Source organism: Mesorhizobium sp. P2_C4 (assembly GCF_056404575.1).
This window is the reverse complement of record NZ_JBFUDT010000003.1, coordinates 161,045-185,849: the sequence shown is the minus strand read 5'-3', so window position 1 is coordinate 185,849 and position 24,805 is coordinate 161,045. Positions and strand designations below refer to the sequence as shown.

Below are 24,805 nucleotides of genomic sequence, written 5' to 3'. Positions count from 1 at the left end.
ACGCAGGTTAGGACGCAGCGCCCATGGGTTCGATTTGCCAATCCGTTGGGCGCCTTAATCCTTATAGGGAAACGGCAGATGCAATGGCGCCGCCGAGACCACCGAACGGGTAGTGCCGCCGGCCCCGGCATACCGCGATCGGAGAAGCCACCTAAGGCTTAGGTAGCTCTTCCAGCCCGGGCACGCGGTGTCGACAATCGGACTGCCGGCCACTGGGGTTTAGGGCGACATGCAGTTTACCGAAACGGAGCTGAAAGGTGTCTGGCTGATCGAGCCGACGCCGGTAATTGACGACCGCGGCTCGTTCACCCGTCTCTTCTGCGAAAAGGAGATGGCCGACTGCGGCCTGGCGACGCGCTTTGTCCAGCACAGCCGGGCACATTCGGTCAAAAAGGGAACCCTTCGGGGGCTGCATTATCAGGAGGAACCGTACACCGAGGTGAAGGTCGTCTCCTGTGTCCGCGGCGCGATTTTCGATGTTGTCGTTGACCTGCGCCTGGACTCGCCGACACGCCACAACTGGCTGGCCTTCGAGCTGACGCCCGAAAACATGAAACAGGTCTACATCCCTGCAGGGTTCGCCCACGGGCTCCAGACCCTGACGGATGATGCCGAGGTCTCATACCTCATATCGCAGTTCTATACGCCTCACGCGTCGACGGGTGTCCGCTACAACGACCCTGCCTTTTCGATAGGCTGGCCTTTGATGCCGACGGCGATGTCGGAAAGGGACATGACGTGGCCGCTGCTCAAGCAGCGGACTGCCGCTGGCGTCTTATAAAGCCGCGGCCAGGAGACCATGATCCGACAGCAATTTCGCGGCGGCGGCCAGTTCCCCGAATGGCAGGCCCGAGCGTTCCGCCATCGCCAGAAGCGAATGCTGCCCGTCGGCGAGATTCAACACCCAGAGCAGGGACATCGAGGTGGCGCCCGAAGACTTCTGCCCTCCCAGCGCGGCGTAGAGGCCGCGCCTGCCGAGTTGTGGTTCGCCCTTGGGAAAAAGGTTCAACGGCGTCCAGTCCCCTTCGACGATGTCGATCACGTCCATCAGGATGCGGAAGGAATCCTCCAAGTGCTCCGGCCCGATGAAGTCGAGATTGTCGGCAGACGTGTGGTATTCGGGAAATGTGCCGTGGACGCTCCGCTGGAACATGCCGACCGGAAGATTGAAACCCGGCGAACAATATTGCCTCTCGTCATAGCCGTATGGGGAGAAATCCATCAGCTTTGCCTCGGCTTCACGCCCGAGCACATGGGCCATGGCGCGGTCGATGAAGGCGTCGCCGCGGCGGCTGCGCTTGTATGCCGGGCGTCCTGCATCGCCCACGCATGACACAACCAGACCGTGGTCGATGAAATGTGTCCGGTCCTCGTTGCGGGACAGCCACGCGAGCGCGCCGATCGTGCCCGGAGCGAACAGGAAGCGGTAGCTGTATCGTGTTTTCCTTGCCTTCAGGCTTCGCGCAAGGGTCGCCAGCAGGGCCAGACCTGAACAATTGTCATTGGCCAGCGACGGATGGCAAATGTGTGCCGAGAGGAGGAATTCCCGCTCTGTCTGCCCGCGGTGCAGGTATTCGCCGTAAGTGAGGCTGCCGTCTTTGAGTTCGGCATCGATCTCCACACGGTAGAGACCGTCGGGCAACTTGGCCACGAGGTCATGGGCCATGCAGAAACCCCATGTCGGGGCGTAGTAGCAGGTGCGATAGGGGATCATTTGCGGCTGTTCGGGCAAGGTATGGATATGTGACTTCAATTCGTCGAGCGGCAGTATCCCCTTGAGGGGCAAGCTGTAGTTGACGACGTGCAGGTTGGAGTCGGCAAAGTCTACCACCGTTTGCCCGTCCGGGCCCGTAATGCTCGCCGAGCGGATGTTCCACTCCTGTGGAACAGTCCAGTCGAACAGCTGCGTCCCGGTGGGCACCTCATGCCGTTCCAGGTCAACGTCCCTAGACAGGATATCCAGCGTTCGTCGCACACCGTCTCCGGTGATGCTCCTGCAAATCGGAAAGAGACGTTCGGCCAAGGCATAGATTTCCTGGCCGACGCCGGTGGAAGACGGCGGGCCAAGCCCGTCGGGGTTCACGTGCTCCATCTGGTTACCCTGCCGCTGCCTCCAGCGTTCGCGAAGGTTCGGTGACCCGCATCCGCGCGTCGAGAAGTCCGCTGGCCAAAAGGTAGCGGATGTGACCGATGCGCTGGAAGCGCGGCCCCTCGAATTCCTCGAGAGTGACATTCGACTTGCTGTAGGCCTGGTAAAGCTGCTCGGCGCCCCTGCGCGCATCCCATTGCGGCTTGAAGGCAGGAAGAGAGCGCGCGATCTTGTCGAAGCTGACGCGATAGGACCGCTTGTCGGGACCAGCATCCGACGCGAACTCAAGCCGGCAGCCCGGCACGACCTTGGCGACAATCTCGGCTATGTCGCGGATCCTGTAGTTGTGGTCCGTCCGTCCCACATTGAAGGCTTCGTTGTGGATGATCTCGCGCGGCGCCTCCAGGCCGGCGATGAACGCCCTTGAAATGTCCTCGATGTGGACGATCGGCCGCCATGGTGTCCCGTCGGACTTCAGCAGGATCATGCCCTTGGTGACGGACCACGCAACCAGATTGTTCAGCACGATGTCGAAGCGGAGCCGGGGCGACAGACCGTAGGCCGTGGCGGGTCGGAAATAGATGGGAGAGAAGCTGCTGTCGGCCAGTTCTGAAATATCCCGTTCCGAAAGCACCTTGGACCAGCCATAGGCCGTAACCGGGTTCAGCACGGCCGTTTCGTCGACCATTCCGTCGCCCGCCTGTCCGTAGTTGCTGCACGATGACGCAAGCAGGAAGCGCGAGACGCCGGCCTCCTTGGCCGCCTTCGCGAAACGGACGGTGCCCCTGTGGTTGATCTCGTAGGTGATGCCCGGATCCAGATCGGACAGCGGATCGTTGGAAAGAGCCGCCAGGTGGATGACGGCATCGAACCCTTCGAGGTCGCGCGCATCCACATCCCTGACGTCCTTTTGGATGGACGGAACGTTAGCCTGCTCTCCGCCCGAAGCAAAGGTACAGCGCCGGTAGAGATCGCTGTCGTAACCCGTCACCGAGTGCCCCGCGCTGAGCAGCATCGGCACCATCACCGAGCCGATATAGCCTTGATGGCCGGTCACCATGACTTTCATTGCACACCTCTTCTCAAGCGGAATGATCGCGCAGAGGCTAGTTGTGCTGAGTACAGTGAGGGAGAACACCAATAGGCGATCAGGGTGCCCCGTTGGACGAAGCCCTGCCACCAGCTGCACCTTTCGGGTGCTGCGCGCCTAATCCTTTCGGAGGGTTTTCTTCAGAGCGCCGTCCGCCGCATCGTGATGGCTCCATCGGCCTATTCGTCGGCTCTTCCTGGTCAGAGAGGGAAAATACCTCCGATGCCGATATGACTTGCGACTGCCGGGGCAACATTCGGAGTCTTACTTCTTTCGGCTGTCCAGCGAGCAGCCGCGTGTCCTTTTAAATCGAAAGACTGAAGAGAAATCGTGCCGCCCGTGTGCGAAAAATAAGCTCGGAGTTGATCCTTTCGGAACGATCGCTGAGCCGGGCGAATTCCCGCGAAGGAACTTCGCAGCAGAGGAACATCGATGGTCTCGCGTTCCCCAGGGCTTCAACACGGCTGCAACCGCGTCGGATCAATCGACACGCTAAGATGTTTCGCAATGACGGCCGTGGTGGCCCAGCACAACGGCCTCCTCCCCTTCGGATGGACCGGGGTCTGGTTGTTTTTCGTCATCTCTGGTTACGTCGTGACCCTTGCGATGATCGGCCGACAGTCTGACTTGCCGGCAAGACGGGGTCTGGCAAGATTTTTCCGCCGCCGAGCCCTCCGGATCGTACCGGTCTACTATGCCTATATCGGCTTGGGCGTGCTGGTTTGCCTCGCCACCGGAGCCGGCACAGATATGGTTGCCGTGGGATCGCTGCTGGGCTTCATCAACAATGTCGCCATGGTCCTCGGACGCGGCGAGCTTCCATCGTGGCCAGTAGGGCATTTGTGGACGATTTCAATCGAGATGCAGTTTTATGCCGTCTATGGGTTGCTTTGGTTCCTGGTGTCCCGCCGCACGGTGGTTCTTCTCTTGCTGGTCGCGCTTCTCGCTTCCCCTGTCCTGCGCCTGGCGGCTTCTTTCCTGGTGGCCCATCTTGGATGGGACGGCGAAGCCAGCGCCTACGCAATCTATTCGGGTTCTTTCCTGCACACCGATTCGTTCGCGACGGGCGCGCTGCTGGCCTTGGCAAACCAAAGGGGGGTCCTCGGCAGAATCGCACGCCCGCTTGCCGTTGCAGGCGGCGCCACGCTTGCGATCTATGCTTCTGTCTATATCGGCCTGAACTATGCGGCGGGCGATCGAGGCCTGGACATGTTCCGAAACGTTCTATCCGGCATCCTCTGGGGTCAGTATCGCCAGGTCTTCCTCTATACCGCCATGGCGGCCGCCGCCGGAGGTTTGGTTGCGCTGGCAGCTGCCAAAGACCCGTTGATCGATTGGCTGCTCAGGCCGCGCCTGCTGCAGCGCATCGGAGAAATCTCCTACGGCGCTTATGTCTACCATCCGCTCGCGATACTGGTCTCCACCCTTCTCATGTCGGCAATTTTCCAGCTGCCGCCGGAAAATTGGTCCATCGGATGGAAAATCATTGGCTTCCTCGCCTCCTATACGCTGACATTGACCGCCGCCGAGCTTTCGTTCCGCTATTTCGAAAGCCGCTTCACCCGCCGCCGCGAGCATGCGCCGCAGTTCCGCACGGATCCGCTGCCGTCCTCTAAGGGCACTACTTTGGTCTGATCGAGTACAAGACCCCCAATGCCAAGGGGCAACTGGGCTCAAGTAGTGGGGAGAAACACCAATAGGCGATCAGGGTGCCCCGTTGGATGAAGCCCTCTCGCCAACTGCACCTTTCGGGTGGTGAGGATTGTCTTCCGCGAGCCGGCGCCGTGTTGCGACGCTTCCATCGGCCTCTTCATCAGCTTTTCCCGACCCTCGAGAGCGAAGGGCGCCCATCGGTTCCATTTCACCCGGGAGTAGCGACAGCGGGTGTCTCGCGGATGGCGGCGTGTACGGATTTGAACTCCGCCGAAGTGACGATTCCGAAGGCCACGGCCTCACGCGTCATTGCGCCCGCACGCAACTGATGGACATAGGTGTCAAGCCCGTAGCTGTCAGCGGGACGGTTCAGAAGCAGCAGATACAAAAACCCGACATAGGCGCGATCGGTCAGGCCGATCATGGCATATCTGGCTTCGAACTCGTCCGAGCGCAGCATTTCCATGATCATGTCGGTGAGTTTGGTCTCTCCGCCTTCAAGTGCTGCCGACCACTGATTTACGCCGGCCTCGTCGCCCTTGTGGCCTAGGATGAGGCAGTAGACGAAACTTGCCTGCCGCACCGGCACGGACTCGTTTGCCGCCGTAGTCTCGGTGTCGCAGTCCCGATGCGGCTTGATGATCGGCAGGGGGCCGCGGGTGAAGTCCCGCACCGTCTTGTAGGCAGGCTTCGGTTCGCCGGTCTGCCATTTGCCATCGGGGGCAGGCACGAGCCTCACCAACCCCATATTGGCTTCGTAACCCGGGGCCCAGTAGGTCTCGTCGAGCAGTTCGTAGATGTATGCAGCCTCGACCTTGTACTTCCCCTTGAGCTCGCCCAGCCGTGTCATTGCCTGCTTGATACCATCGGCCTGCTGCTGCTCGCTGCGCTCACTTCCGCCGGGATTGTTGAATTCGGTGACCCAGATCGGTTTGCCGTAGCCCGAAATTTCACGAAAAGCCCATTCTGGATCTTCGCCATACATGTGCCAGACCGAGATGTCCCAGGCGATCCCGTCGTGCTTCATTCGCGCGAACGCACCAGTGTGGCCCCATCCGGCGGTGCCCAACGCCTTCCTGATCCCTGGGTCGACCTCTGTCATGCCGTCGGACAGGCCTTTCAGGACGGCGCTCACCTTCGCCCAGCGCGGGCCGTAGTAGTCGAGCGTTCCCGTCCCTCCTGCCGGCCCCCATCCACATGGATACTGCGAGCCGTCATCGCGTTTCTCACAGGGCTTGATGATGGCATAGTTCTCCATCTCGTTGCCGAGTTCCCAAACACGGATGTCTTTCTTGAATCTGGTGCCGAGGGTCACCGCCAGTTTCCTGGTTTTCCCGTAAAGCTCGTCCGGGCTGTTCTTGTCCAGATCGATGGCAGCCGGGGTGATGACTGGCAGGATCTCGATCCCCCTCGCCTTTCCGGCGTCGACAAGCTGGGCAAGGCTATCTGCATTGTCCTCGCCGGTGACGTTGACCCGGTACGATTTCAAGCCGAGATCCCGAATGAAATCGAGCTGCCTTTCGATCGGGACGCCCATATAGGCAGCTATCGGATGGCCGTTGACGCCCCAGAGGAAATCGGCGGAAGCCGGCGCCGCTGTCGCCAGCAGGCAGGCTGCAGCAGCTGCGAAACGAAAGGACATGGCAAGAGTCTCCCTGGCCGACCGAAAATTCAGCGTGGATAGTCGGGACTGAGGTTGTAGGAAGCAATTTCACCATACGGGTGAATCGAGTTCCCCTAGTACCCCATTCGGAGGTACCCTGATCGGAGACCGCATCGTCATGGCCGTCGCGGGAATCCTCCCGTCAAACTGCCAGACTCCAGCGGCGGCTGCCTTTTCTGATGCTTCGTGACCTTCCAAATGAATTGTAGAAGTGGCTTTTCCACGAGTAGGTGCGCCAGCACACCGACAACAAGGCATATGAAAATGACGCCGGGAGCGAAGACGGCTTGTGACATTCCCCCGACAAAGGTCGACTTAATTGCCAAGCCATATGCCATCATAACGAAGATGTGGGTCAGGTAGATCGCGTAGGATGAATCGCCTAGCAGCACAGCTGCTCGCCCCGCTCTCGATTGCGGCCGCCCGACTTTGAGGAAAGCCGCCACGATCAAAGTGGCCGGAAGGCCCCACACGATGACCCGGAAAGTGTCGGACAAATCGGGACGCGTTACCACGATCGAAGACACCACTATGGCAAGAAACCCGAGAATACTGAGAGTTGGTGAGATTTTCCTTTTTCCGCCGCTTGAAAAGAACAAGGCCAAGAGGATACCGAAACAAAACTCCAGAACGAGAGGGCTGGAGACGAAACTAGCAAATGTCGGATTCTCAATTCCTCCCCCAAAAGCAATCCCAAGTATCATCAGAACGATCGCCCCGACCGATGTTGGCGCCATCCTCCCAAACATGAGGCACACCGAAAAAACCAGATAGAAATATATCTCGTACGAAAGCGTCCAGGCGACGTAGACCAACTTATCTCCAGGCAACAATAGAACTGAATTTATTACCGTATACGAGTCTATTTGTTTGTTTCGCAAGAAACCGACTACGGATATTGCAACAATGGCTGCACTGCATATCCAGTACAATGGGAATATGCGCGTTGCTCGCTTGATAATGAAGTCCTTCGGTGTTTCCGGGAGCCGACCAGGCGGAAAGCTCACATAGACCATAATGAAGCCGCTAATCACGAAGAACAGATCGACCCCTGCACCGCCGGAAGTTGCTATCCAGTGAGGACTGAAGCGTCCGGCTTCCGATCCATCGGACATCTCAAGAGTGTGGCGGACTATTACAGCTGAGGCCGCAATGGCGCGGAGAATTTGAAGTCCATACAGCTCGCGGTTTTGCCCGCTCATCGGATTTCCCGCCGTGTCAGAACAAGGTTTCAGAGCCTAGGTGCGTCCTGCGGTAACACAACGCATCCCTCCGGGGAGGGCATCCTACGTCCGATGGATACCCTGTCTTCCCTTTGGAAGGTCTTCCGCCAATACCGAGGCATGCTGCTGAGCACACTCCAGGTTATTGCGCATAGTCGGAAAACCGCTCCGCACCAGCGATCCGGCATCTTCGCACAGAACCGCTTTCCGTAGTCAGTGCGCTCCTGCTTGAGCCCAAAATGACGGCGAGATGCACTCAGTCAAAGGTGGTGGGTCGCTACCGCTAATTCGGGGCCGGCAGTCGGAATCCGGGGATGGTATGGTTTGGCACCAGGCAAATGGCTTTGGTTGCGGAACGCGCTGTGAACGGGAGTGCTGCATGTCACTGAGGGCCGGCGACTGGGTGGAGGTTCGGTCGAAGGAAGAAATCCTTCGTACGCTCGACAGAGATGGTCGGCTTGAGAAGCTTCCGTTCATGCCGCAGATGTTTCAATATTGCGGTCGCCGCTTTCGTGTCTACAAGCGCGCGCACAAGACATGTGACACGATCAACTTTGCTGGCGGACGCAAACTATCCGACGGCATCCACCTTGAAAACCTGAGGTGCGACGGCAGCGCGTTTGGAGGCTGTCAGGCGGCGTGTCTGGTTTTCTGGAAGGAGGCATGGCTCAAGCCTGTGGACTCGGCGTCCTCGAACGAGCCTATCCCACTGCGGGCCACGATGGCCAATGGCAAGGGTTGCACAGAAAGCGATGTACTGGCTGGCACCCGCGCCAAGAGCCAGCCGATTTCGGGTGGCCCGAGATACTCATGCCAGGCCACGGAACTTCTGGAGGCGACCACCCCCCTTCCCTGGTGGGATGTTCGGCAGTACCTGGAAGACTATTCATCGGGAAATGCCGGCGGATGGCGCCTCTTCGTGGGGTTCGTTTATGTGGCGGTATTCAGTTGCTATCACTACACGCGCCGTTTGGGCCTCACCAGGCTGTCAGTGGGCGTCAGCCGGGTTTATGACAGGGTGCAACGCCTCTACGGAGGCGTTCCATTCCCGCGATATCGGGGATCAATACCCACCGGCCAGCCGGCTCCAACGATCAAGCTTGATCTTCAGCCCGGCGAGCTGATCAGGGTCAGGTCCTATGAAGAAATCCTCAAAACCCTGGACACCGACAATAAGAACCGTGGTCTGTATTTCGACGCGGAGATGGTCCCTTATTGTGGTCACACCTTCAAAGTCAGGTCGCGCGTAACAACGTTCGTCAATGAAAAGACCGGACTAATCAACAGTCTCAGGGGTCCGGCCGTCATCCTGGATAAAGTCTGCTGCAATTCACGTTATAGCGATTGCAGGATGCACTGCCCGAGAGCCGTGTATCCCTGGTGGCGAGAAATTTGGCTGGAACGGGTGCCTGGCGAGATGATTGATCAGAGAAGGCATGCGCCGGCCGCTCAAGCTGAGACACGCGCGCATGCCGTCAGCGGCACATGAACAACGAGCCCCTGGTTGCGAAACGCGAGGCCGGCAGCCTTAAGAGCGAAGCCGTTCAAAGTGGCGTCGCCAGAATGGCGAACCAGGCCGCGAACCTGATACTCAAGGTAGGCTACATTGCCATACTGGCACGCCTGCTCAGCCCCAACGATTTTGGTCTGGTTGCGATGGTGGTGGCGCTCACAGGCATTTTCGATGCCTTTACCACCGCCGGGCTTTCCTCCGCGACCATCCAAAAGCATGAGATTTCGATCGAGCAGGTCTCTGCGCTTTTCTGGGTCAACATACTGGTAGGTATCCTCCTCACGCTGCTGTGCGCCGGGAGCGCCTACCTCATCTCCACGTTTTATCATGAGCCACGCCTGCTCTGGATCGCCTTCGCGATCGCTCCAGGGTTCCTGCTCAATGCCGCCGGGGTTCAGCATGCCGCACTGCTGGAGCGCAATCTGCGTTATGTCACGCTGAGCGCAATCGATACCAGCGCCCTGTGTGTAGGCGTCGTGGTTGGAGTGCTGCTTGCGTTGCATGGCTTTGGATATTGGGCACTGATCGCCCCAACACTTATCTCACCGGCAATCAACAGCCTCGGCTTCTGGATCGCCACCGGCTGGATTCCTGGACCGCCCCGGCGCGGCGCCAACATCCGCTCGCTCTTGCATTTCGGTGGAACCGTCACGCTGAACAACCTGGTCGTTTATATCGGCTACAACGCCGAGAAAGTCCTTCTCGGGCGGTTCTGGGGCGCCGGGCCGCTTGGACTGTATACCCGGGCTTTTCAGCTGATCGGCATCCCCACGGCGACCATCAACGGCGCCGTCGGAGCGGTGCTGTTTTCCGCCTTGTCGCGAATGCAGGACGATCCCGCGCGGTTGCGGAACTTCTATCTCAAGGGGTATTCGATCGTCATTGCGGTAACGGTACCCATTACAATGTTCTCATGTGTGTTCGCACATGACATCGTCACCGTAATTCTGGGCCCGCAATGGACGGAGTCGGCCACTATTTTTCGGCTGCTCGCCCCTACCATCCTGGTGTTCGGAATCATCAATCCCACATATTGGCTGCTCATCGCGACCGGCAAGCAGAAGCGCAGCCTGTACATAGCCTTTGCCATCGCCCCTCTCGTCATCGTTTCCTACTGCATCGGGATTTCCTTTGGCCCCGAGGGCGTGGCCCTCAGCTACTCGACGGCGCTGATGCTCTGGCTCTATCCGCACCTGGCCTGGAGCCTGCATGGCACGCCGGTTTCAGTCGGGGATCTGCTGCGGGTGATCGTGAGGCCGTGGATGTCGGGCATGGTGGCCTCGGCCGGCGCGCTGGCGCTGCAACACTATCTCGGCCCAGAGGTTCCTTCCCTTGTGCGGCTGCTGGCGGGAGGGGTGGTTCTGAGTGGCATCTACGGGTTCGTCTTACTGTTCGTGTTCGGACAGCTGAACCTGTTCCAGGATGTGTTGCTGAGCTTCCGGCGCCGGCAACGGGCCAGCGCCTGATACAGCAAACACATCGACCGGTGGCTGCGAGAAATTTCGGCTGTTCCGTTGGCATTTCCTCAGGAGCCGAGTACCCTCGGGTTGGATATGCTTGGGGAATGCAGCCCATCGGGCTGCTTGCGCGCTACTGACGAGGACGGTTGAACGCTACATCCTGCTTGCCACCCCGATGTTGCCCCCCCAGGCCCCGGCCTGAAAGCACCAACAGCGCTCGTTTGAAGGATCCCTTCGATCGATAGAAATGTCCCAGCGGCGGAAACAGCCTCGATGCGGGTGTCAACGAAAAGCAATATCTGAGCAGCTCGACACCAAAGGCAGTCTTTCCCCGCAACAGATTCAAGACAGCCTGCCAATAGGCAACGTCGGCAATCTTGTGGAGGGCTATGCGATGCAATCGGCTTGCCCCCGGCATGGCAGCGCCTTCCCGCGAGAAGAAGCTGTCAAATACGGCCTGTCGTTGCTTCAACTGGGTTAGTTTGTCTGAAAATTGGACGGCCGTTATCTGTGCCGGATGCACACGATTGATACCGAGAGCGCCCTCGAATTCCACGACCGAGCCCAACTGGGCCAGACGAAGCACCAGCTCCAGGTCGTTTGCGTGGGGAAGTGACGCGCGGTAGTGACCCGCCGTCTTTTGCGCAGCCATCCTGACCAGCACCGCCCCCAGGGCAATGGAATTGCCTAGATGGCGGCAGCAGTCGTCGATAAACCGCGCTCCTTCCGTTACCCGCCATCGATCTGACTGACTGGGCTCGACGAAGTTTTCCCCCTCAACCATGTCGAGCTTGGGCCCGATGGTTAAGACAGCGCTGGGATTGCTATCGAGGACCTCAACCGCGCGTCGGAGCGAGCCGTCCGTCAACAGATCGTCGGCGCACAAAAGCATGAAGTAGTCTCCGCGCGCCAGGTCCACGCCTTCATTGTAGGACGCAACTGGTCCCAGGTTCCTGGCGTGGCACACGACTTCAATCCGGCTGTCCTCTGCAGCAAGTCGGCGTGCCACCTCCACGCTGTCGTCCGTTGACGCATTGTCGATTACAACGATCCGGAGATCATCGAAATCTTGCGAAAGTACACTGTGTACACATTGCGCGAGGAACCGACCGGCGTTGTAGCAAGGTATGACTACATTGATGCTGGACATCAGCACAGGTTCCTCTTGTGTAGCGCCTTGTTGTCGATCCAAACTGATGTGACCCCGGAACGGCGCCAAACCATGGCCGAAGACAAAGGCTTAGGTCCCCAAAGCGATCCTCTAACAGTTCGGCTGGAAGGTCATGCCGTCTAAAAGGCTATGGGATGGCAATCGGCCAAAAGGGTTAGCAGTGCCCAAAAAAGGACGGCGTCGGTGGCGTCCCCGGCGATGCCCGCAATAGGTCTGATGCCTCGGCTGATAGGCTTACGGGATGCTACTTTTGGCCACGAGGTCGCTAAGACAAAATGCCATGCCTCAACTGGCTCCCTACTCCGAATGAGGCGCTGTCGCCGGCGGCGGTCGGCAGGTTAGTTTTAGAAGCCGGCGCGTGCATTTGCGGCAGCCGTTTCCGGGGGATATTTCCATGGCAGCTTTGTTCATTGACTCGAACCACGACGACGAACAGCGTCGCCGGAGGCTTTACTCGGGAGACATTTTTGTCTTCTCGGCGACACCGAATACCGAGGCCTTGATCGGCCTCGCCAGGGAGATGCTGGAAGCGGCGTTCGCACCGCATGACCCGCGAGCGGTTCACGAGCACTTGACGGCGGAGCACGTCGCCTCGATTCTTGGCAAGACCAAACCCGCCTTCATCCACCACCCGGAATGCAAGAGGCTGATCTCCCTTATCATGCAGGAGCGGGGGATGGACCTTGAAAACCTCTATTTTGACGTACCGAGGATGAGGTCGGCATATCCGTCCCATTTCCTGTCGTCAGGGATCGCCTACGCTTTCCATCCGCATCGCGACACCTGGTATTCGGCTCCGATGTGCCAGATCAACTGGTGGATTCCGATCTATTCGCTCGATCCGGAAAACGCGATGGGCTTCTATCCCGGCTACTTCGATACCCCGGTGAAGAACAATTCCGAAATCTATAATTACTACGAATGGAACACCAAGAACCGCGCCGACGCCGCCAAGCACGTCAAGAGCGACGCCAGGGAGCAGCCGAAGCCACAGCAGGAATTGAACGAACGATCGCTCCGCTACCTGCCGCCGCCCGGCGGCATCATCGCCTTCTCCGGCGCGCAGCTGCACGAAACCGTTCCGAACACAACCAGCGTCGCGAGGTACAGCATCGACTTCAGGACGGTGCATCTCGATGACGTGGTCGCCCGCCGCGGTGCCGCCAACGTGGATTCCCGCAGCACGGGAACCACCATGCGAGACTACATCTGCGCGGCCGACGTCAACCGGCTCCTGCCAGAGGAAGTCGTCAAGCTCTACGATGACGGCACCGAAACGGCCGACAAGGTGCTCCGGTTCGGCGACCGCCTTGTTGCGGCCCAATAGAGGCGTGCGCGATCGGCCGACTGACTGCCGCGACATGGCAACGGGCGTCTTGTCACGCACCCGATGACCTGAGTGCACCACTACGCCCACGAGATCGTCTGCGCTGGACCGCTGATGGCGTAGCCGCGCGAGGGCGCTCCGTGGCAATCACTCCAGGCGGGCACCGAGCTCAGGCAAGGCTACGGCTCTGGCCGGGGAACCGATTGGAAAGATATCGGGTCAGCGGCACCTCCGCATAAAGATAAACCAGCACTGAAACGCAGGTTAAGGCCACGGGCGTCGCGAACAACAGCACCGTGGCGAGCCCCGCCGAATTTCCGCTTTCGGTAACGAGCTTCTCGGATACGATATCCACGAACCAGTGGGTCAGGTAGATCGCGTAGGTGCATTTGGCGAGAAAGTTCAAGAGCTTGGAGTCGCTGTAGACGCCGAGCTGCTCAAGAGCGACAACCCCCAGCAACAGCAGCGACATCGGCACGCCGAGCGCGAGGAGACGGGGCAGTGACGGCCAACAGAAAGGTCGCAAGATCGCAGCTATGGCTCCGATGGCGACTGCCGCCGCCGCAAGGGTAACGGCCCCGCGCTGCGGCAGTTTGACTGGGATCGACCCGCTATTGGCGAGCCTGTAGATGATGATGCCGAGGGCGAAGTCGATCAGGATGGGGTTGGTGTAAAATCTAAAAATGGGGTTCTCGATGTTCAACGTCTGGCCTGCGGCCGCCAGAAGAACTGCGAAGGCGGCGGAATAAAAGATCCCGTTCTTCACGCTGATGAGTTGGAAAGCCGCGATGATCAGGCTGAATTCGACGATTACCAGCAGTGTCCAGGTCGGGTACAGGATCGGATAGGGTCCGGAGGGGACGAAGGCGAGCGACATGAAAAGCTCATACAAGGACTTCGGATGGCTTTTCATCGCGTAGTTTTCGACAAGGAATGCGAGAACCGTGAAGATCCAATACAAGGGCACGATTCGAATGAGCCTCGTTCGCAAATAGGCGCCGGCCGACTTGCCATTGTTGCCGAGCACGTGCGCGGTGAGAAAACCCGCCAGAACCATGAACAGATCCGTTCCGAAACGGAAAACGGCCAGGACAGCCGGATCAATGTGGGCGGCGCTTACCACTCCAGCCATGTGGATGTAGGCGATGGCGTAGGCGGATACCAATCTCAGAAGCTGAGGATTGTTCCAGAACCTCCTGGCCTGAGCAGTCCGGGCAGCCGGCTGGTATTCCGCGGTTACCCTGGACGTTATCGATGCGAAGCTGCCCGTGCCGATCGTTGAGAAGACCATCGCCCCACCCAAGGAAGCCGATACAAGTGCCCAGTGGTCCCCCTGACCAGTTTACCAGTGCCGAGCGGACCGGAGAACTGACCCAAATGGCGCATCACTACTCAGTTTGAGGCATATGGGCTTTGACCCGCCGCGGCTCTTCTTGCTGCGGGCCGGGCAGCCGGTCAATCGCGGAACTCCCCGAAATCGGCGTCGACATGAACCATGAGTTCGAGGTATTTCCACGCGATCCAACGCCAGGAATAGCTGCTCGCCCTCGCGTGCCCCTTGGTGATCAATCGCTGCCGCAAGTCTTGGGCGAGCATCAGCAGGCGGACAGCCTCGGCCCACGACTGGACGTCGTCTGGATCGGCATAGAGAGCCGAATCCCCGCAGATTTCAGGAAGGCATGGCGAGGTCGAGGCCACGACCGGGCAACCAGATGCCATCGCTTCGACAGCGGGTAACCCAAAACCCTCGATGCGTGACGGAAACAGGAAGCACAAAGCGCCTTCGAGCGCCTTCTTGAAGTCGTCGTCCCCTATGCGGCCAAGCAGGACGATGTTGCCGGGCATTTCCGGGACATAGCGCAGGACCGTGGTCTCGTCGACATCGCCCGGCATCCAGAGATCGAGGCCCATCTCGTCGAGAAGCGGGGCCAGCCTGGCGAGAAGCCCCATGTTCTTGTATTCCTGATCCCGCCTTCCGAGACAGAGGACATACGGCCTGCCGCGGTCGACGGCCAGCGACGATCTCGTTGCATCCCATCTCTTCGCATGGTCGCTGCCGTTGTAGGTGACGACGATGTTTTCGTCCGGCGCGATGCCGAAATCTATCAGATGGTTGCGCGAGAGTTGCGAGACGGTGGTGATACGGGCAGCCCGCCTGCCGAGCGCCGGCAGGATCAGGCGATGCGCCCAGCGGAAACCGAACCCGTAGCTCGACGGCATTAGCCTGGTGTGCATGTCGTGGATGCATGCGATCTGGCGCCGCAGCGCGACGGGAGCGAGGTTGCAGAAGCTCAGCAATCCTCCCGGCACGTGCCAGGGCAACTGCGCCTGCACCCAGAATTGCGGCAGTCGCGGCCTGCTGAATTCAGGAACGACCCGGACGGGGATGGCATCGAGACGGAAAGGTTCCGAAAGCGGGCGCGGCACCACGAGATCGATCTCAAGGTCGCGACCGAGCGGATGCCCTTCCGAAAGGAGGGCATCGAGGGCCATTGTCACCTCGCGGGCATAGCGGGCAACTCCGGTCGGCCGAAGCGTCGTGAAGTCTCCGTTTATCGTCCAGCGTCGTCTTGGCGCATCCCGGTCCGCCCACGCCCAGGCGGAATGCCCGATCGCGGAATGGGCAGCGTTGGCAGGCGATCTCGCCAGTGGTGTCTCGGCGTGGTGGCCATTCAACCGTCCGGCCGGTCTTGGCGGTGGCGCCTGCGTCGTGCCGAACTCGAGCTTGCCCATGTCCACCTTCCCCGGTCCTTTCGGCGCCCTGAGCGAGACTAGCATTCCCGGGGGCACTAAGGTCCTCAGACGTTTGAGGTAGGCACAATGCCGGACCTCGCCTATCCGGATGCTTCCCGGTTAACCGGATGACCCGATGGCCATGGTGACCCGGCGTCTTCGCAGCCCCACACTGAAGGCCACAAAAGGGGACGCGATGGCACGGCGCTGGACAATCAACGGGCGTTTTCTTTCCCAGCCGACAACAGGCGTCCAGCGTTACGCGCGCGAGGTCGTCCGCTCGCTCGACGCCTTGATGGCGGAACAGGATCCCCTCGCTCGGGGCCTCGAACTCGGACTGCACTGTCCCCCCGGCTCCGATAAGATCCCCCTGGCTTTCATCGAGCGCCGCGAGATCGGCCGCACGAGCGGCCATATCTGGGAGCAGACGCAACTCCCTTTGTCGCTCGACGGAGGCGGACTGCTCAGCCTCTGCAACACGGGACCACTGCTTTCCCGAAAGCATATCGTCTGCATCCATGATGCAAATGTCTGGAATGCGCCGCAAAGCTATTCGCGTGCCTTCAGGAGCTTCTACAAAACGTTGCTGCCATGTCTCGGCAAGACGGCGTGGCGTGTTTCGACGGTTTCCGACTACTCGCTGGGCGAACTGGTCCACCGCGGCGTCATCCGCGCGCAACGGGCTTTCGTAGCCCAGAACGGCCATGAGCATGCCTCGCGATGGACGCCTGAACACTCGGTCAGGACACGAATGGCGGCCTCGCGGGAAACCATCGTCATGATCGGCAGTACCGCACCCCACAAGAATGTAGGGCTTATCCTGGACATGGCTGACCGCCTTGCCGAAGCCGGGCTCAGGATTGCGATTGTCGGCATGTCGGATTCGCGCGTTTTCAAGTCAGGACCAACCAGTGCAAAAGCCCAAAACATCCAGTGGCTTGGCCGCATTTCCGATGGCGAGTTGGCTGCGCTCCTCGGGGACTCATTATGCCTGGCTTTCCCCTCGCTCACGGAGGGCTTCGGCCTCCCCGCCCTCGAGGCGATGGCGGTCGGCTGCCCAGTGGTGGCTTCCGACCGAGCCAGCCTGCCTGAAGTCTGCGCGAACGCAGCGTTGTTTGCGTCGCCCGACGACCCGGAGGCATGGTTCGACCGATTCATGCAGCTGCGCAATTCTGACGCCCTGCGACTGCAGATGAAAAGCAAGGGACGGGTGAGAGCCTCGGCATACAGCTGGAGAGCGACGGCCTTGCGCTATCTCAAGGCGATGGCGGCCGCAGACGGCGTCGACACGGAAACGAAGGTCGTCAGGGCTCGAGAGTTCACATGATCTCGTGCAGTGCCTGGACGGCCCCGAGCGATTCCAGGATGGCGCGGTCGAAATTATCTTCGGAAAAACGTTCTGCATTCCTGGCGCAAGCGCGGGGCGCGATGGCATGGCGGTTCTCTTCGAACCGCTCGACTGCCTCCTTGAGGTGGTCGACGGTTTGAGCCTTGAACAACACCCCTGTCGGTTCGGGCGATGACCCAAGGCGTCGCACAATGTCGACCGCTCCGCCGCGGCCGAAGGCGATCAGCGGCGTTCCGCAGGCCTGCGCCTCGGCCAGTGCTATGCCAAAATCCTCGCAGCCCGCAAAGACCATCGCCTTTGCGCGTGCCAGGGTGTTCACATAGTCTTGCCGGGGCAGATAACCCGAGAAGGTGACATTCGGGCCGGCAAGCGCCCGCAGGGTGGCTGATTGCTGCCCTTCGCCAACGATGACCAGCCGCCGCGACGGCATCTCGTTGAAGGCCCGGATGACGAGGTCGGTGCGCTTGTACGGCGCGAGGAAAGATGCCGAGACATAGTAGTCATGCTTGTCCTCGACACAGGGCAGTTCTGCGAGGGCAACCGGCGGGAAAACGACGCGGGCCTCGCGCCCGTAAATGTGCTGGATACGGGAGCGGACATAGTTCGAATTCGCCAGCATCAAGTCCGGACCGTGCGCGGTTCGCGTGTCCCACGTCCTCAGACGATGGAGCATGTACCGGTAGAGCATTCCCTTGGGGCCAAAGCCAAGGTGACCCTGCTCAAGATAGGAAAACTGCTCGTCCCAGGCGTAGCGGACCGGGCTGTGTACGTAGCAAAGATGCGGTTGGTCCGGCCTGGTGATCACGCCGCGCGAAAATGCGGCCGAAGACGAGATCACCGCATCGTAGCCTGTCACGTCGAACTGCTCGATCAGGAAAGGGCACAAGAAGAAGAGGGACCGATAGAATTTCTGCACCATCGGGATCCGGTTGGCAGCGGAGGTATGGAATTCCACGTCGCGGAAATATTGCTCCTTCACCTCGGCCGGCAGGAAATCGAAAAGCGTGAACACTTCTGCATTGGGGAACTGCTTGCAGATTTGCGCCAGAACCCGTTCACCGCCTCGGAAATTCGGGCACCAGTCGTGAACGACCGCTATCTTCGCGTACCTGTCGACGCGAAGCTCCGGCGCGGCCGGCAACTCCTCGATGGGCACATCGACCTTGGCCGCGACCGTCAGATCGGAAGAACGTTCGTGGAGCATGGGTCCCCTCGCACCAGCAGACCCGGCAGTCTCCATTCCACGTCATCGTCCCGGCAAGTTGTCCGATCGGCTACAGGCTGCTCCGGGCGCGCGCCAGCCTAGTACTTCCGGCTGTGTGTCGTCCGATGGGAATACTCCAAAAGCCGGTGTCAGGAGGTAGGCAAGCTCATTCCGTCCCCTTTTATGCAGGCTGTTTTGCTGCTCTCGTCGGTCTAGCGTCGGCGACAACCGAAACCTGGATCGAGCATGAAACTCGCAGTGATCATCGCGACTGTCGGCCGCAGGGAACAACTCACGCGCCTGATCGAGTATCTGGGCGGCCAGACGAGACTTCCCGACGAGGTCATTTTGTCGGCGCCCGACGCTGCGCATGTCGAGTTGCCAGAAAGCTGTCCTTTCCCGTTGTCGCTCGTTTTCGGACCAAAGGGATCGTCCGTCCAGCGGAACACGGCTCTCGTGCCTTCCCTGCAGCGCTTCGACGTCATCACATTCTTCGACGACGATTTCATTCCGTCCGCCGAATACCTGGAGCAGGTCGAGAAAGCTTTTGCGGAAAATGACGGATGGGCAGTGGTGATGGGAAGGGTCGTCAGAGACGGGGCCACGAATGCCGGCCTCACCTGGGAAGATGCCGAAACCGCCCTGCGCGAAGCCAAGGGCAAAACATATCATGGACCGCTGGTGGTCGACCATGTCGGAGCTTACGGCTGCAACATGTCCGTCCGTTCCTCGATTGTGGGCGATGTACGTTTCGACGAGCGCCTCGTCCTCTACGGCTGGCAGGAAGACATCGACTTCACCAGCCAGCTGAGGTGCAGAGGTCGTGTGGTCTGCGTGACCTCGATCACGGGCGTCCATCTCGGCATCAAGTCGGCGCGCACCAGCGGAACGCGGTTCGGCTACTCCCAGGTTGCCAACCCGATCTACCTGATCAGGAAAGGCACAGTTCCCGCCTCTTTCGCGCTGTCCCTGATGTTCAGGAACATAGCGGCCAACCTGGCAAAGAGCCTGCGGCCGGAGCCTTATGTCGACCGAAGAGGCAGGCTCAGGGGCAACATGCTGGCGATCCTGCATGTCGCCATGGGACGGATCGAACCCGAATACATCCTGAAAATATGACGGCGGGGAAGATAATGCGGAAATGGCTTGTGACGGTGGCGGCTTCATTGGCGGCGGCAACTGCCTGCGCCTTGCCGGCGGTGGCTGCCGAGTATCTCCTCGGACCTCAGGACAAGGTCCGGCTCAAGGTTTACGAATGGCGCGCCTCACGCGATGTGATCTTCGAGTGGACGGCTCTCAACGACAGTTTCGTTGTCGGTGCCGACGGCATGCTCTTCCTTCCATTTGTCGGTCAGATACGCGCGCAGGGCACCGCCCCCGGCGACCTCTCCCGCGCGATCGGCGACCGCCTGATGCAGAACATGGGCCTCGGCCGCCAGCCGGATGTCGCCGTCGAGATCGTCCAGTACAGGCCGTTCTACATAGTCGGCTACGTCACGCAGCCCGGCGAGTTTCCCTACAGGCCCGGCCTGACGGTGCTGCAGGCTCTAAGTATCGCCGGCGGCCTGCGGACACACGAAGAAGACATGTCGAGGCTCGAGCGTGAAGTCATCTCGGGCCAGGGCGACGTGGGTTTGTTGGCGCTGAGCAACGTCAATCTGCTCGCGCGCAAAGCGCGGTTGGAATCCGAACTCGCTGGCAGCGACGAAATCGCTTTCCCTGCGGACCTGAAAGACAGGGCTTCGAACGAGACGGTCGCGATGGCGATGGAGCAGGAGCGCAAGATCTTCGCCGTCCGCAAGGACGCGATGACGACGCAACTCCGTTCCCTCCACGAACTCAGGGATTTCCTGGAAAAGGAACTGGCTTCGCTCGAGGAGCAGCTGACCTTCCGCGACAAGCAGATCGAACTCATCCAGAAGGAACTTGCAGGTGTTTCGACCCTTGTCCAGAAGGGTCTGGCGGTTGCACCGCGGGAACTTTCTCTGGAGGGGACGGTCGCACAGATGCAGAGCGACAGGTTGGCTGCCGAGACCTCGCTTTTGCAAGCCAGGCAGGAGATAAGCAAGACCGACATCGAGATCCTCAACCTCGGCAACAGCCAAGCCAACGAAGTCGCCGCGGCCTTGCGCGAGACGCAGCTGCAGCTCAATGAAGTTACCAGCAAAGCCGACACCGCAGTGCAGTTGCTGCACGAAACCGAAGTCACCGCCCCTGCCCTGCTCGCCCTTAGGGAGCGCGCCGAAAGGGCCAAGCCGATCTTCAAGATCGTGAGGACGACGGACAGCGGCTCGGAAGAACTCGCGGCTGAGGAAACGACGCCGATCGAGCCAGGCGATACCGTGAAGATCGAGATCCCTCCGCCGCAGTCGGGCTTGGCCGCCTTCCCTGTAAGCGGCACAAGCGGCGGCATTCAGGCAGAGACGCTTCCGGTTCAGGGTACCAACTGATCAAGCTCGTATGGTTCAACCAGGGCGGCAGCTCGCGGCGGCCCGTTGGCATGGGCTTCTGACGCTGAAACCACGGCTGCTGGCAGCCGCGGGGAAGGACGAAGAACACGAGGGCGTAAGGCTAGGTTCGACCATCAAGCGGACCATCTGTGCACTACCCCTGGCAGCGCTTGCCTTGCACTTTGAGGCCGCATATCAGTGAGCACACACACTTGGCCCCTTGGACCCCTGCCGGAACCTTCCTGCCGCAGTGAGCCATCAGTCCTGCGGGCGCCACTGGAGATGTCAGTGCTCATGAGCATAATAGCCGTATCGGCAGCAGGCGTTCTGATGGGGCTGCGGTTCAAGGTTCCCGCCCTGATAGCAGCGACTGCTCTGCTTCTGATCGGAAGCTTTGCCTGGAATGGCCTTGGGTTGCCGGGCTATGTGACCGTCACCAGATTCCTGATCCTGGCGTTCGCGTTGGCTTGCGCCTACATCATCGGCCTGTCCCTGTCCGTCCATCGGAAGCGGGACGAAACGTAGCCCGTCGGGACTTCAGGAAGCCCTGTCGAAGCGCATCACAGCGAAGATAGTCCTGAACAAGATCACAATGTCGAGCCAAACTGACCAGTTCCGCACATACTGGCTGTCCAGCGCCACGCGGCTGGCGTAGTCCATGCTGCTCCTTCCGCTCACCTGCCAGAGGCCGGTGAGTCCCGGCCTTGTCCGAAGGTATTCCCCCAGATGGTCGCCGTAGCGGTTGAGTTCGTCCTTCACGATGGGCCTTGGGCCGACGCAGCTCATGTCGCCGCGGATGATGTTGAAGAGCTGGGGGAGTTCGTCGACGCTCGACTTGCGGAGCATCCACCCAAGGAGCGTGACGCGCGGGTCGTTCCTGATCTTGTGGGTCTCCTCCCACTCCACGCTGAGGTGCGGATTGGCTTCGAGATGTGCTTTCAGGACTTCTTCCGAATTGGCAACCATCGAGCGGAACTTGTAGCAATTGAACGGCTTTCCGCCGAATCCGACGCGGCTGTGCGAGAACACTGCCGGGCCTCCTGCCGTCATCCTGATCAGCAGGGCAACAACGATCATCACTGGCGCAGCCATGACAAGTGCCGTGACCGCTATGACCAGATCCATGATCCGCTTCAGGAGACCTCCCAGAGGAGGGTTCGTCGTTCCTGCCCTGATGGCAGGCGACATCTCTGTCAACACTGCCCCGGCGCTGTTGTGGTCGGGTGCAGGAACAACGTGCAGCACTGCCGTTCGGCCTTCCGCTGCCACGGGCACAGGCGTCTGAACCCAGATCGGGGTTTTCTGATGCGACTCGAAGGCGTTCGTTGTCATGGGACGGTTGCTGTTTCGAATTGTTCCCGACACTCTTCCAAGGTCGGGGCTTGTCGGCAAGAATGGCAAAGGAGGTAGCGTGACGCTCCGGGGCTATCCCCCTAATCCCAAGGAATGATCCCCCTGCACGCTTTTGCGACTTCCGAAGGAGGAATATCCCGCTACCTGTTTCATGCTTTGCGGTGGTTGGACGTCATCGTGCGGGCCTTGGTCAGGAGTACGCCAAGTACCGGCGTCCTGCTGGCCTGCAGCGTCCTGACAAGCCCCCGCAGCGTTTCGACATGTGTCTTACCCCACTCGGCAACGATCACGACGCCATCCAGGACCGATCCGACAGTCAGTTCATCGGCGCCCGAGGCAAGTGTCGGCAGGTCGACGATGACGATGTCGTAGGCGGCAAGTTCGTGGGCGGCAAGGTCGCAATCGGCAAGCTCCGAGAGGAACGCCTCCATATTGCCTGGGGCCAACAGGTGCTTGGCGTCCACGACCGAACTTGGAAGCATGTCGAACGGCCGCCCCGGGGCGCGGACGATGTTGAGCCGGACAGGATCCTGGAAGGATTGGAGGCTGCCCGACCAGCCGAGCAGCCGCGTGGTCATGGTCGGTCGCCGGACGTCGGCGTCAATCACCAACGTCTTCAGACCGGACATCGAGTAAAGCGTGGCAAGATTGCTGGCGACGGAACTCTTCGAACTGTCGTTGGATACAGCGGTCAACCCAAGGAACTTGATCGGGCGGCTGGTTTGCGCAAGGCTGATTTCGGTTCGCGCTTTCCTGAGACTGTGGCTGTATCGGGAGTGCGGGTATCTTACCACTTCGTCGACGTGGCCGGATTCCCTTCTCCTGCTGGTGGGCGGCAGTTCTCCGACGCATTCGATACCCAGATTGTCCCGGATGTGTCGTGGCGACCTTACGGTCCAGTCGAACGTATGCCTTGCGAACGAAAGTCCGACGCCGAAAATGAACCCGGCAACCGTCGCAAAGGCCAGCATCAGCTTCGGCCTTGGAGCGCTCGGATAGAGCGGCGCCGTCGCGGCCGTGATCACCCTTGCGTCGGCAACCGGATAGGATTGCTGGCTTACCGAGTTGGTGTAGGCCTGCAGGAAGCTCTCATACATCTTCTGGTAGGTTTCGGCAGTCACCTCGAGCTCTTCGAGCGTCGGCACAGCGCTTGTCCCGTCTTCCCCTGTGGCGTCACTCCCGACACTGTAGTCGTGCCGTGAACGGAACTCCTGCGCTTTCGCCATGGCCTCGTTCATCTGGGTGCGCAGCTGCTGCAGGCGCTTCTCGAGCCACGCGCCGCCTTCCTTTGCGGCGTCGGCCTTGGTTTCTATCTGCTCGCGCACGAAGGCATCGGCCGTGGCGTTCGCAACCGTGGCTGCCCCCTCCGGATCAGGAGAGGTGAAGGATATGTCTATCGCGTAGGAAACGCCGACCCTGCGGATGTCGAGGCCCTCGCGGAAAATCAGCATGGTGCGCCGGGCCTTTTGATACTCGGTCAGCGTCGCCGGCGTTTCAGGCGCGCTCAGGCCGAAACGCTCCCAAAGCGAGGTGAACCAGGCGCTATTCCGGAGCCCGAAAGCGTCAAGCAGGACCGCTCCGATCCTCCTGAACCTCTCCAGCAAAATCGGAGCCTGCGGACGGTTGAATTTGGGGTCGTCGACGAGTTTCAGCTGGTCGAGGACCATCGCAGCGATCTTTTCCGACTGCATCACTGCAATCTGGCTTTCCACTTGGGCGGTATCCAATGACAGATTTACTTCGCCGCCCTCCTGCAGGTGTTGCGGCAATTTCGGCTCGATCAGGATCTGTGTGCTGGCGGTGAACACCGGGTCGGTGGTCAAATTGTAGAACCCGGCCACCAGGAGCGCCGCGGCAACGCAGGCGATGATCGTCCCAACATAGCGCCGTAGAAATTCGGTTATGTCGGAGAGGCCAATGAACTCCTGGTCGATGGAAGCCTGCTGATCCGTTGTCAATGGCCATTGATTGGGGAACATGCGGTTCATTCAGCGTCTCCTGCAGGCGTGCGGGGAGATCCAGCGCGTACGCCGTCCCCGTGCAGGCGTCCATGGCATTCGGCCGATGTTTTCATTGAAAGCTAAGGCCCCGCGATCCCAGACTGCCGCGAAAGACTACGCCTGCGCCGCGCAAGGTAAACGCCGCCAATTGGCGTATGGGCCCTACGTCCCATGGGAAGGAACAATGCGCAGCAGCCCTTCTCTCGTCCTGTCGACAAATGACATCTGCTGTTCCAGCAAGACCTGCCGTCTGCGGTTGAGCGCCAGGTTCCGCGCCAGCGTATCGATCCGCGCGGACATGCGTTCGGGGCCCTCGCCATTTTCCATCGCCTCCGAAGAGAAGGCAGCGCAGTCCGTCATCCTTTCCACGGACGGACGGAGTTCCGCGGATTCCCTCTCGATTTCCACCTGAATGACAGTGAGAAGGCGAGCCAGGCGACCGAACCGCCTTTCGTCGACATTCTCGCGGAACGTGAGCCTGAATGCGGTCAGCGGCATCTTGCAGCCATCCTTGTCGCCGGCGCCCGA

Annotated in this window: 20 protein-coding genes; 9 read left to right on the top strand and 11 right to left on the bottom strand. The window is 60.1% G+C overall.

Annotated features, from left to right (window positions below; translation table 11 throughout):
• Positions 1 to 229 precede the first annotated feature (229 nt).
• On the top strand, positions 230 to 781 hold the full coding sequence (gene rfbC, locus AC1DX6_RS13390) for a dTDP-4-dehydrorhamnose 3,5-epimerase (protein WP_477314023.1): 552 nt from the start codon (positions 230 to 232) through the stop codon (positions 779 to 781).
• Here rfbC and AC1DX6_RS13385 read toward each other — a convergent pair.
• Both AC1DX6_RS13385 and AC1DX6_RS13380 read right to left on the bottom strand, forming a co-directional pair.
• Positions 776 to 2,092 (bottom strand): DUF4910 domain-containing protein, encoded by a 1,317-nt coding sequence (locus tag AC1DX6_RS13385; protein ID WP_477314022.1) that lies wholly within the window; start codon positions 2,090 to 2,092, stop codon positions 776 to 778. The genes rfbC and AC1DX6_RS13385 overlap by 6 nt on opposite strands.
• A gap of 4 nt (positions 2,093 to 2,096) precedes the next feature.
• The gene (locus AC1DX6_RS13380; protein ID WP_477314021.1) at positions 2,097 to 3,158 is read right to left on the bottom strand and encodes an NAD-dependent epimerase/dehydratase family protein; all 1,062 of its coding nucleotides are present in this window, start codon (positions 3,156 to 3,158) and stop codon (positions 2,097 to 2,099) included.
• Between the two features lie 453 nt (positions 3,159 to 3,611).
• On the opposite strand from AC1DX6_RS13380, the gene AC1DX6_RS13375 reads away from it, so the two are divergent.
• A complete protein-coding gene (locus tag AC1DX6_RS13375) occupies positions 3,612 to 4,814 on the top strand; it encodes an acyltransferase family protein (protein ID WP_477314020.1) in 1,203 nt (400 codons plus the stop codon).
• Positions 4,815 to 5,040: 226 nt separating this feature from the next.
• Here the strand turns inward: AC1DX6_RS13375 and AC1DX6_RS13370 are convergent, their stop codons facing one another.
• Both AC1DX6_RS13370 and AC1DX6_RS13365 read right to left on the bottom strand, forming a co-directional pair.
• Positions 5,041 to 6,474, bottom strand: coding sequence for a DUF4214 domain-containing protein (locus tag AC1DX6_RS13370; RefSeq protein WP_477314018.1), 1,434 nt, complete (start codon positions 6,472 to 6,474; stop codon positions 5,041 to 5,043).
• A gap of 137 nt (positions 6,475 to 6,611) precedes the next feature.
• The gene (locus AC1DX6_RS13365; protein ID WP_477314016.1) at positions 6,612 to 7,697 is read right to left on the bottom strand and encodes an acyltransferase family protein; all 1,086 of its coding nucleotides are present in this window, start codon (positions 7,695 to 7,697) and stop codon (positions 6,612 to 6,614) included.
• Positions 7,698 to 8,097: 400 nt separating this feature from the next.
• Between AC1DX6_RS13365 and AC1DX6_RS13360 the strand changes: the two genes are divergently transcribed.
• Together AC1DX6_RS13360 and AC1DX6_RS13355 are read left to right on the top strand one after the other, a co-directional pair.
• Positions 8,098 to 9,207, top strand: coding sequence for a hypothetical protein (locus tag AC1DX6_RS13360; RefSeq protein ID WP_477314014.1), 1,110 nt, complete (start codon positions 8,098 to 8,100; stop codon positions 9,205 to 9,207).
• Entirely contained in the window at positions 9,204 to 10,697 is a 1,494-nt protein-coding gene (locus AC1DX6_RS13355) for a lipopolysaccharide biosynthesis protein (RefSeq protein WP_477314012.1), read from the top strand. Before AC1DX6_RS13360 ends, AC1DX6_RS13355 begins: the two co-directional genes overlap by 4 nt.
• Positions 10,698 to 10,821: 124 nt before the next feature.
• Here the strand turns inward: AC1DX6_RS13355 and AC1DX6_RS13350 are convergent, their stop codons facing one another.
• Positions 10,822 to 11,841, bottom strand: a complete 1,020-nt coding sequence (locus AC1DX6_RS13350) for a glycosyltransferase family 2 protein (RefSeq protein ID WP_477314010.1) — start codon at positions 11,839 to 11,841, stop codon at positions 10,822 to 10,824.
• 379 nt (positions 11,842 to 12,220) lie between these two features.
• Between AC1DX6_RS13350 and AC1DX6_RS13345 the strand changes: the two genes are divergently transcribed.
• Positions 12,221 to 13,189, top strand: a complete 969-nt coding sequence (locus AC1DX6_RS13345; RefSeq protein WP_477314008.1) for a phytanoyl-CoA dioxygenase family protein — start codon at positions 12,221 to 12,223, stop codon at positions 13,187 to 13,189.
• Between the two features lie 169 nt (positions 13,190 to 13,358).
• On the opposite strand, the gene AC1DX6_RS13340 is transcribed toward AC1DX6_RS13345, so the two are convergent.
• Both AC1DX6_RS13340 and AC1DX6_RS13335 read right to left on the bottom strand, forming a co-directional pair.
• Positions 13,359 to 14,480 carry an acyltransferase family protein gene (locus tag AC1DX6_RS13340; RefSeq protein WP_477314006.1) on the bottom strand — a complete coding sequence of 374 codons (1,122 nt, stop codon included), beginning with the start codon at positions 14,478 to 14,480 and terminating at the stop codon, positions 13,359 to 13,361.
• Positions 14,481 to 14,644: 164 nt separating this feature from the next.
• Positions 14,645 to 15,922, bottom strand: a complete 1,278-nt coding sequence (locus AC1DX6_RS13335; protein WP_477314004.1) for a glycosyltransferase family 4 protein — start codon at positions 15,920 to 15,922, stop codon at positions 14,645 to 14,647.
• 136 nt (positions 15,923 to 16,058) lie between these two features.
• Between AC1DX6_RS13335 and AC1DX6_RS13330 the strand changes: the two genes are divergently transcribed.
• The gene (locus AC1DX6_RS13330; RefSeq protein ID WP_477314002.1) at positions 16,059 to 17,249 is read left to right on the top strand and encodes a glycosyltransferase family 4 protein; all 1,191 of its coding nucleotides are present in this window, start codon (positions 16,059 to 16,061) and stop codon (positions 17,247 to 17,249) included.
• On the opposite strand, the gene AC1DX6_RS13325 is transcribed toward AC1DX6_RS13330, so the two are convergent.
• Positions 17,242 to 18,510: a glycosyltransferase gene (locus AC1DX6_RS13325; protein ID WP_477314000.1), complete on the bottom strand. Its 1,269-nt coding sequence runs from the start codon at positions 18,508 to 18,510 to the stop codon at positions 17,242 to 17,244. The genes AC1DX6_RS13330 and AC1DX6_RS13325 overlap by 8 nt on opposite strands.
• A 210-nt stretch (positions 18,511 to 18,720) precedes the next feature.
• On the opposite strand from AC1DX6_RS13325, the gene AC1DX6_RS13320 reads away from it, so the two are divergent.
• The 3 genes from AC1DX6_RS13320 to AC1DX6_RS13310 all read left to right on the top strand — a co-directional run bounded on the left by AC1DX6_RS13320 (position 18,721) and on the right by AC1DX6_RS13310 (position 21,449).
• Positions 18,721 to 19,593, top strand: a complete 873-nt coding sequence (locus AC1DX6_RS13320) for a glycosyltransferase family 2 protein (protein WP_477313998.1) — start codon at positions 18,721 to 18,723, stop codon at positions 19,591 to 19,593.
• 14 nt (positions 19,594 to 19,607) lie between these two features.
• On the top strand, positions 19,608 to 20,924 hold the full coding sequence (locus AC1DX6_RS13315; protein WP_477313996.1) for a polysaccharide biosynthesis/export family protein: 1,317 nt from the start codon (positions 19,608 to 19,610) through the stop codon (positions 20,922 to 20,924).
• A 294-nt stretch (positions 20,925 to 21,218) separates the two neighbouring features.
• The gene (locus AC1DX6_RS13310; protein WP_477313994.1) at positions 21,219 to 21,449 is read left to right on the top strand and encodes a hypothetical protein; all 231 of its coding nucleotides are present in this window, start codon (positions 21,219 to 21,221) and stop codon (positions 21,447 to 21,449) included.
• 12 nt (positions 21,450 to 21,461) lie between these two features.
• Here AC1DX6_RS13310 and AC1DX6_RS13305 read toward each other — a convergent pair whose 3' ends face one another.
• The 3 genes from AC1DX6_RS13305 to AC1DX6_RS13295 form a co-directional block, all read right to left on the bottom strand.
• Positions 21,462 to 22,256 (bottom strand): sugar transferase, encoded by a 795-nt coding sequence (locus tag AC1DX6_RS13305; protein ID WP_477313992.1) that lies wholly within the window; start codon positions 22,254 to 22,256, stop codon positions 21,462 to 21,464.
• 170 nt (positions 22,257 to 22,426) lie between these two features.
• Positions 22,427 to 24,265, bottom strand: a complete 1,839-nt coding sequence (locus AC1DX6_RS13300; protein ID WP_477313990.1) for a GumC family protein — start codon at positions 24,263 to 24,265, stop codon at positions 22,427 to 22,429.
• 174 nt (positions 24,266 to 24,439) lie between these two features.
• Positions 24,440 to 24,775 (bottom strand): hypothetical protein, encoded by a 336-nt coding sequence (locus AC1DX6_RS13295; RefSeq protein ID WP_477313988.1) that lies wholly within the window; start codon positions 24,773 to 24,775, stop codon positions 24,440 to 24,442.
• Positions 24,776 to 24,805 lie beyond the last annotated feature (30 nt).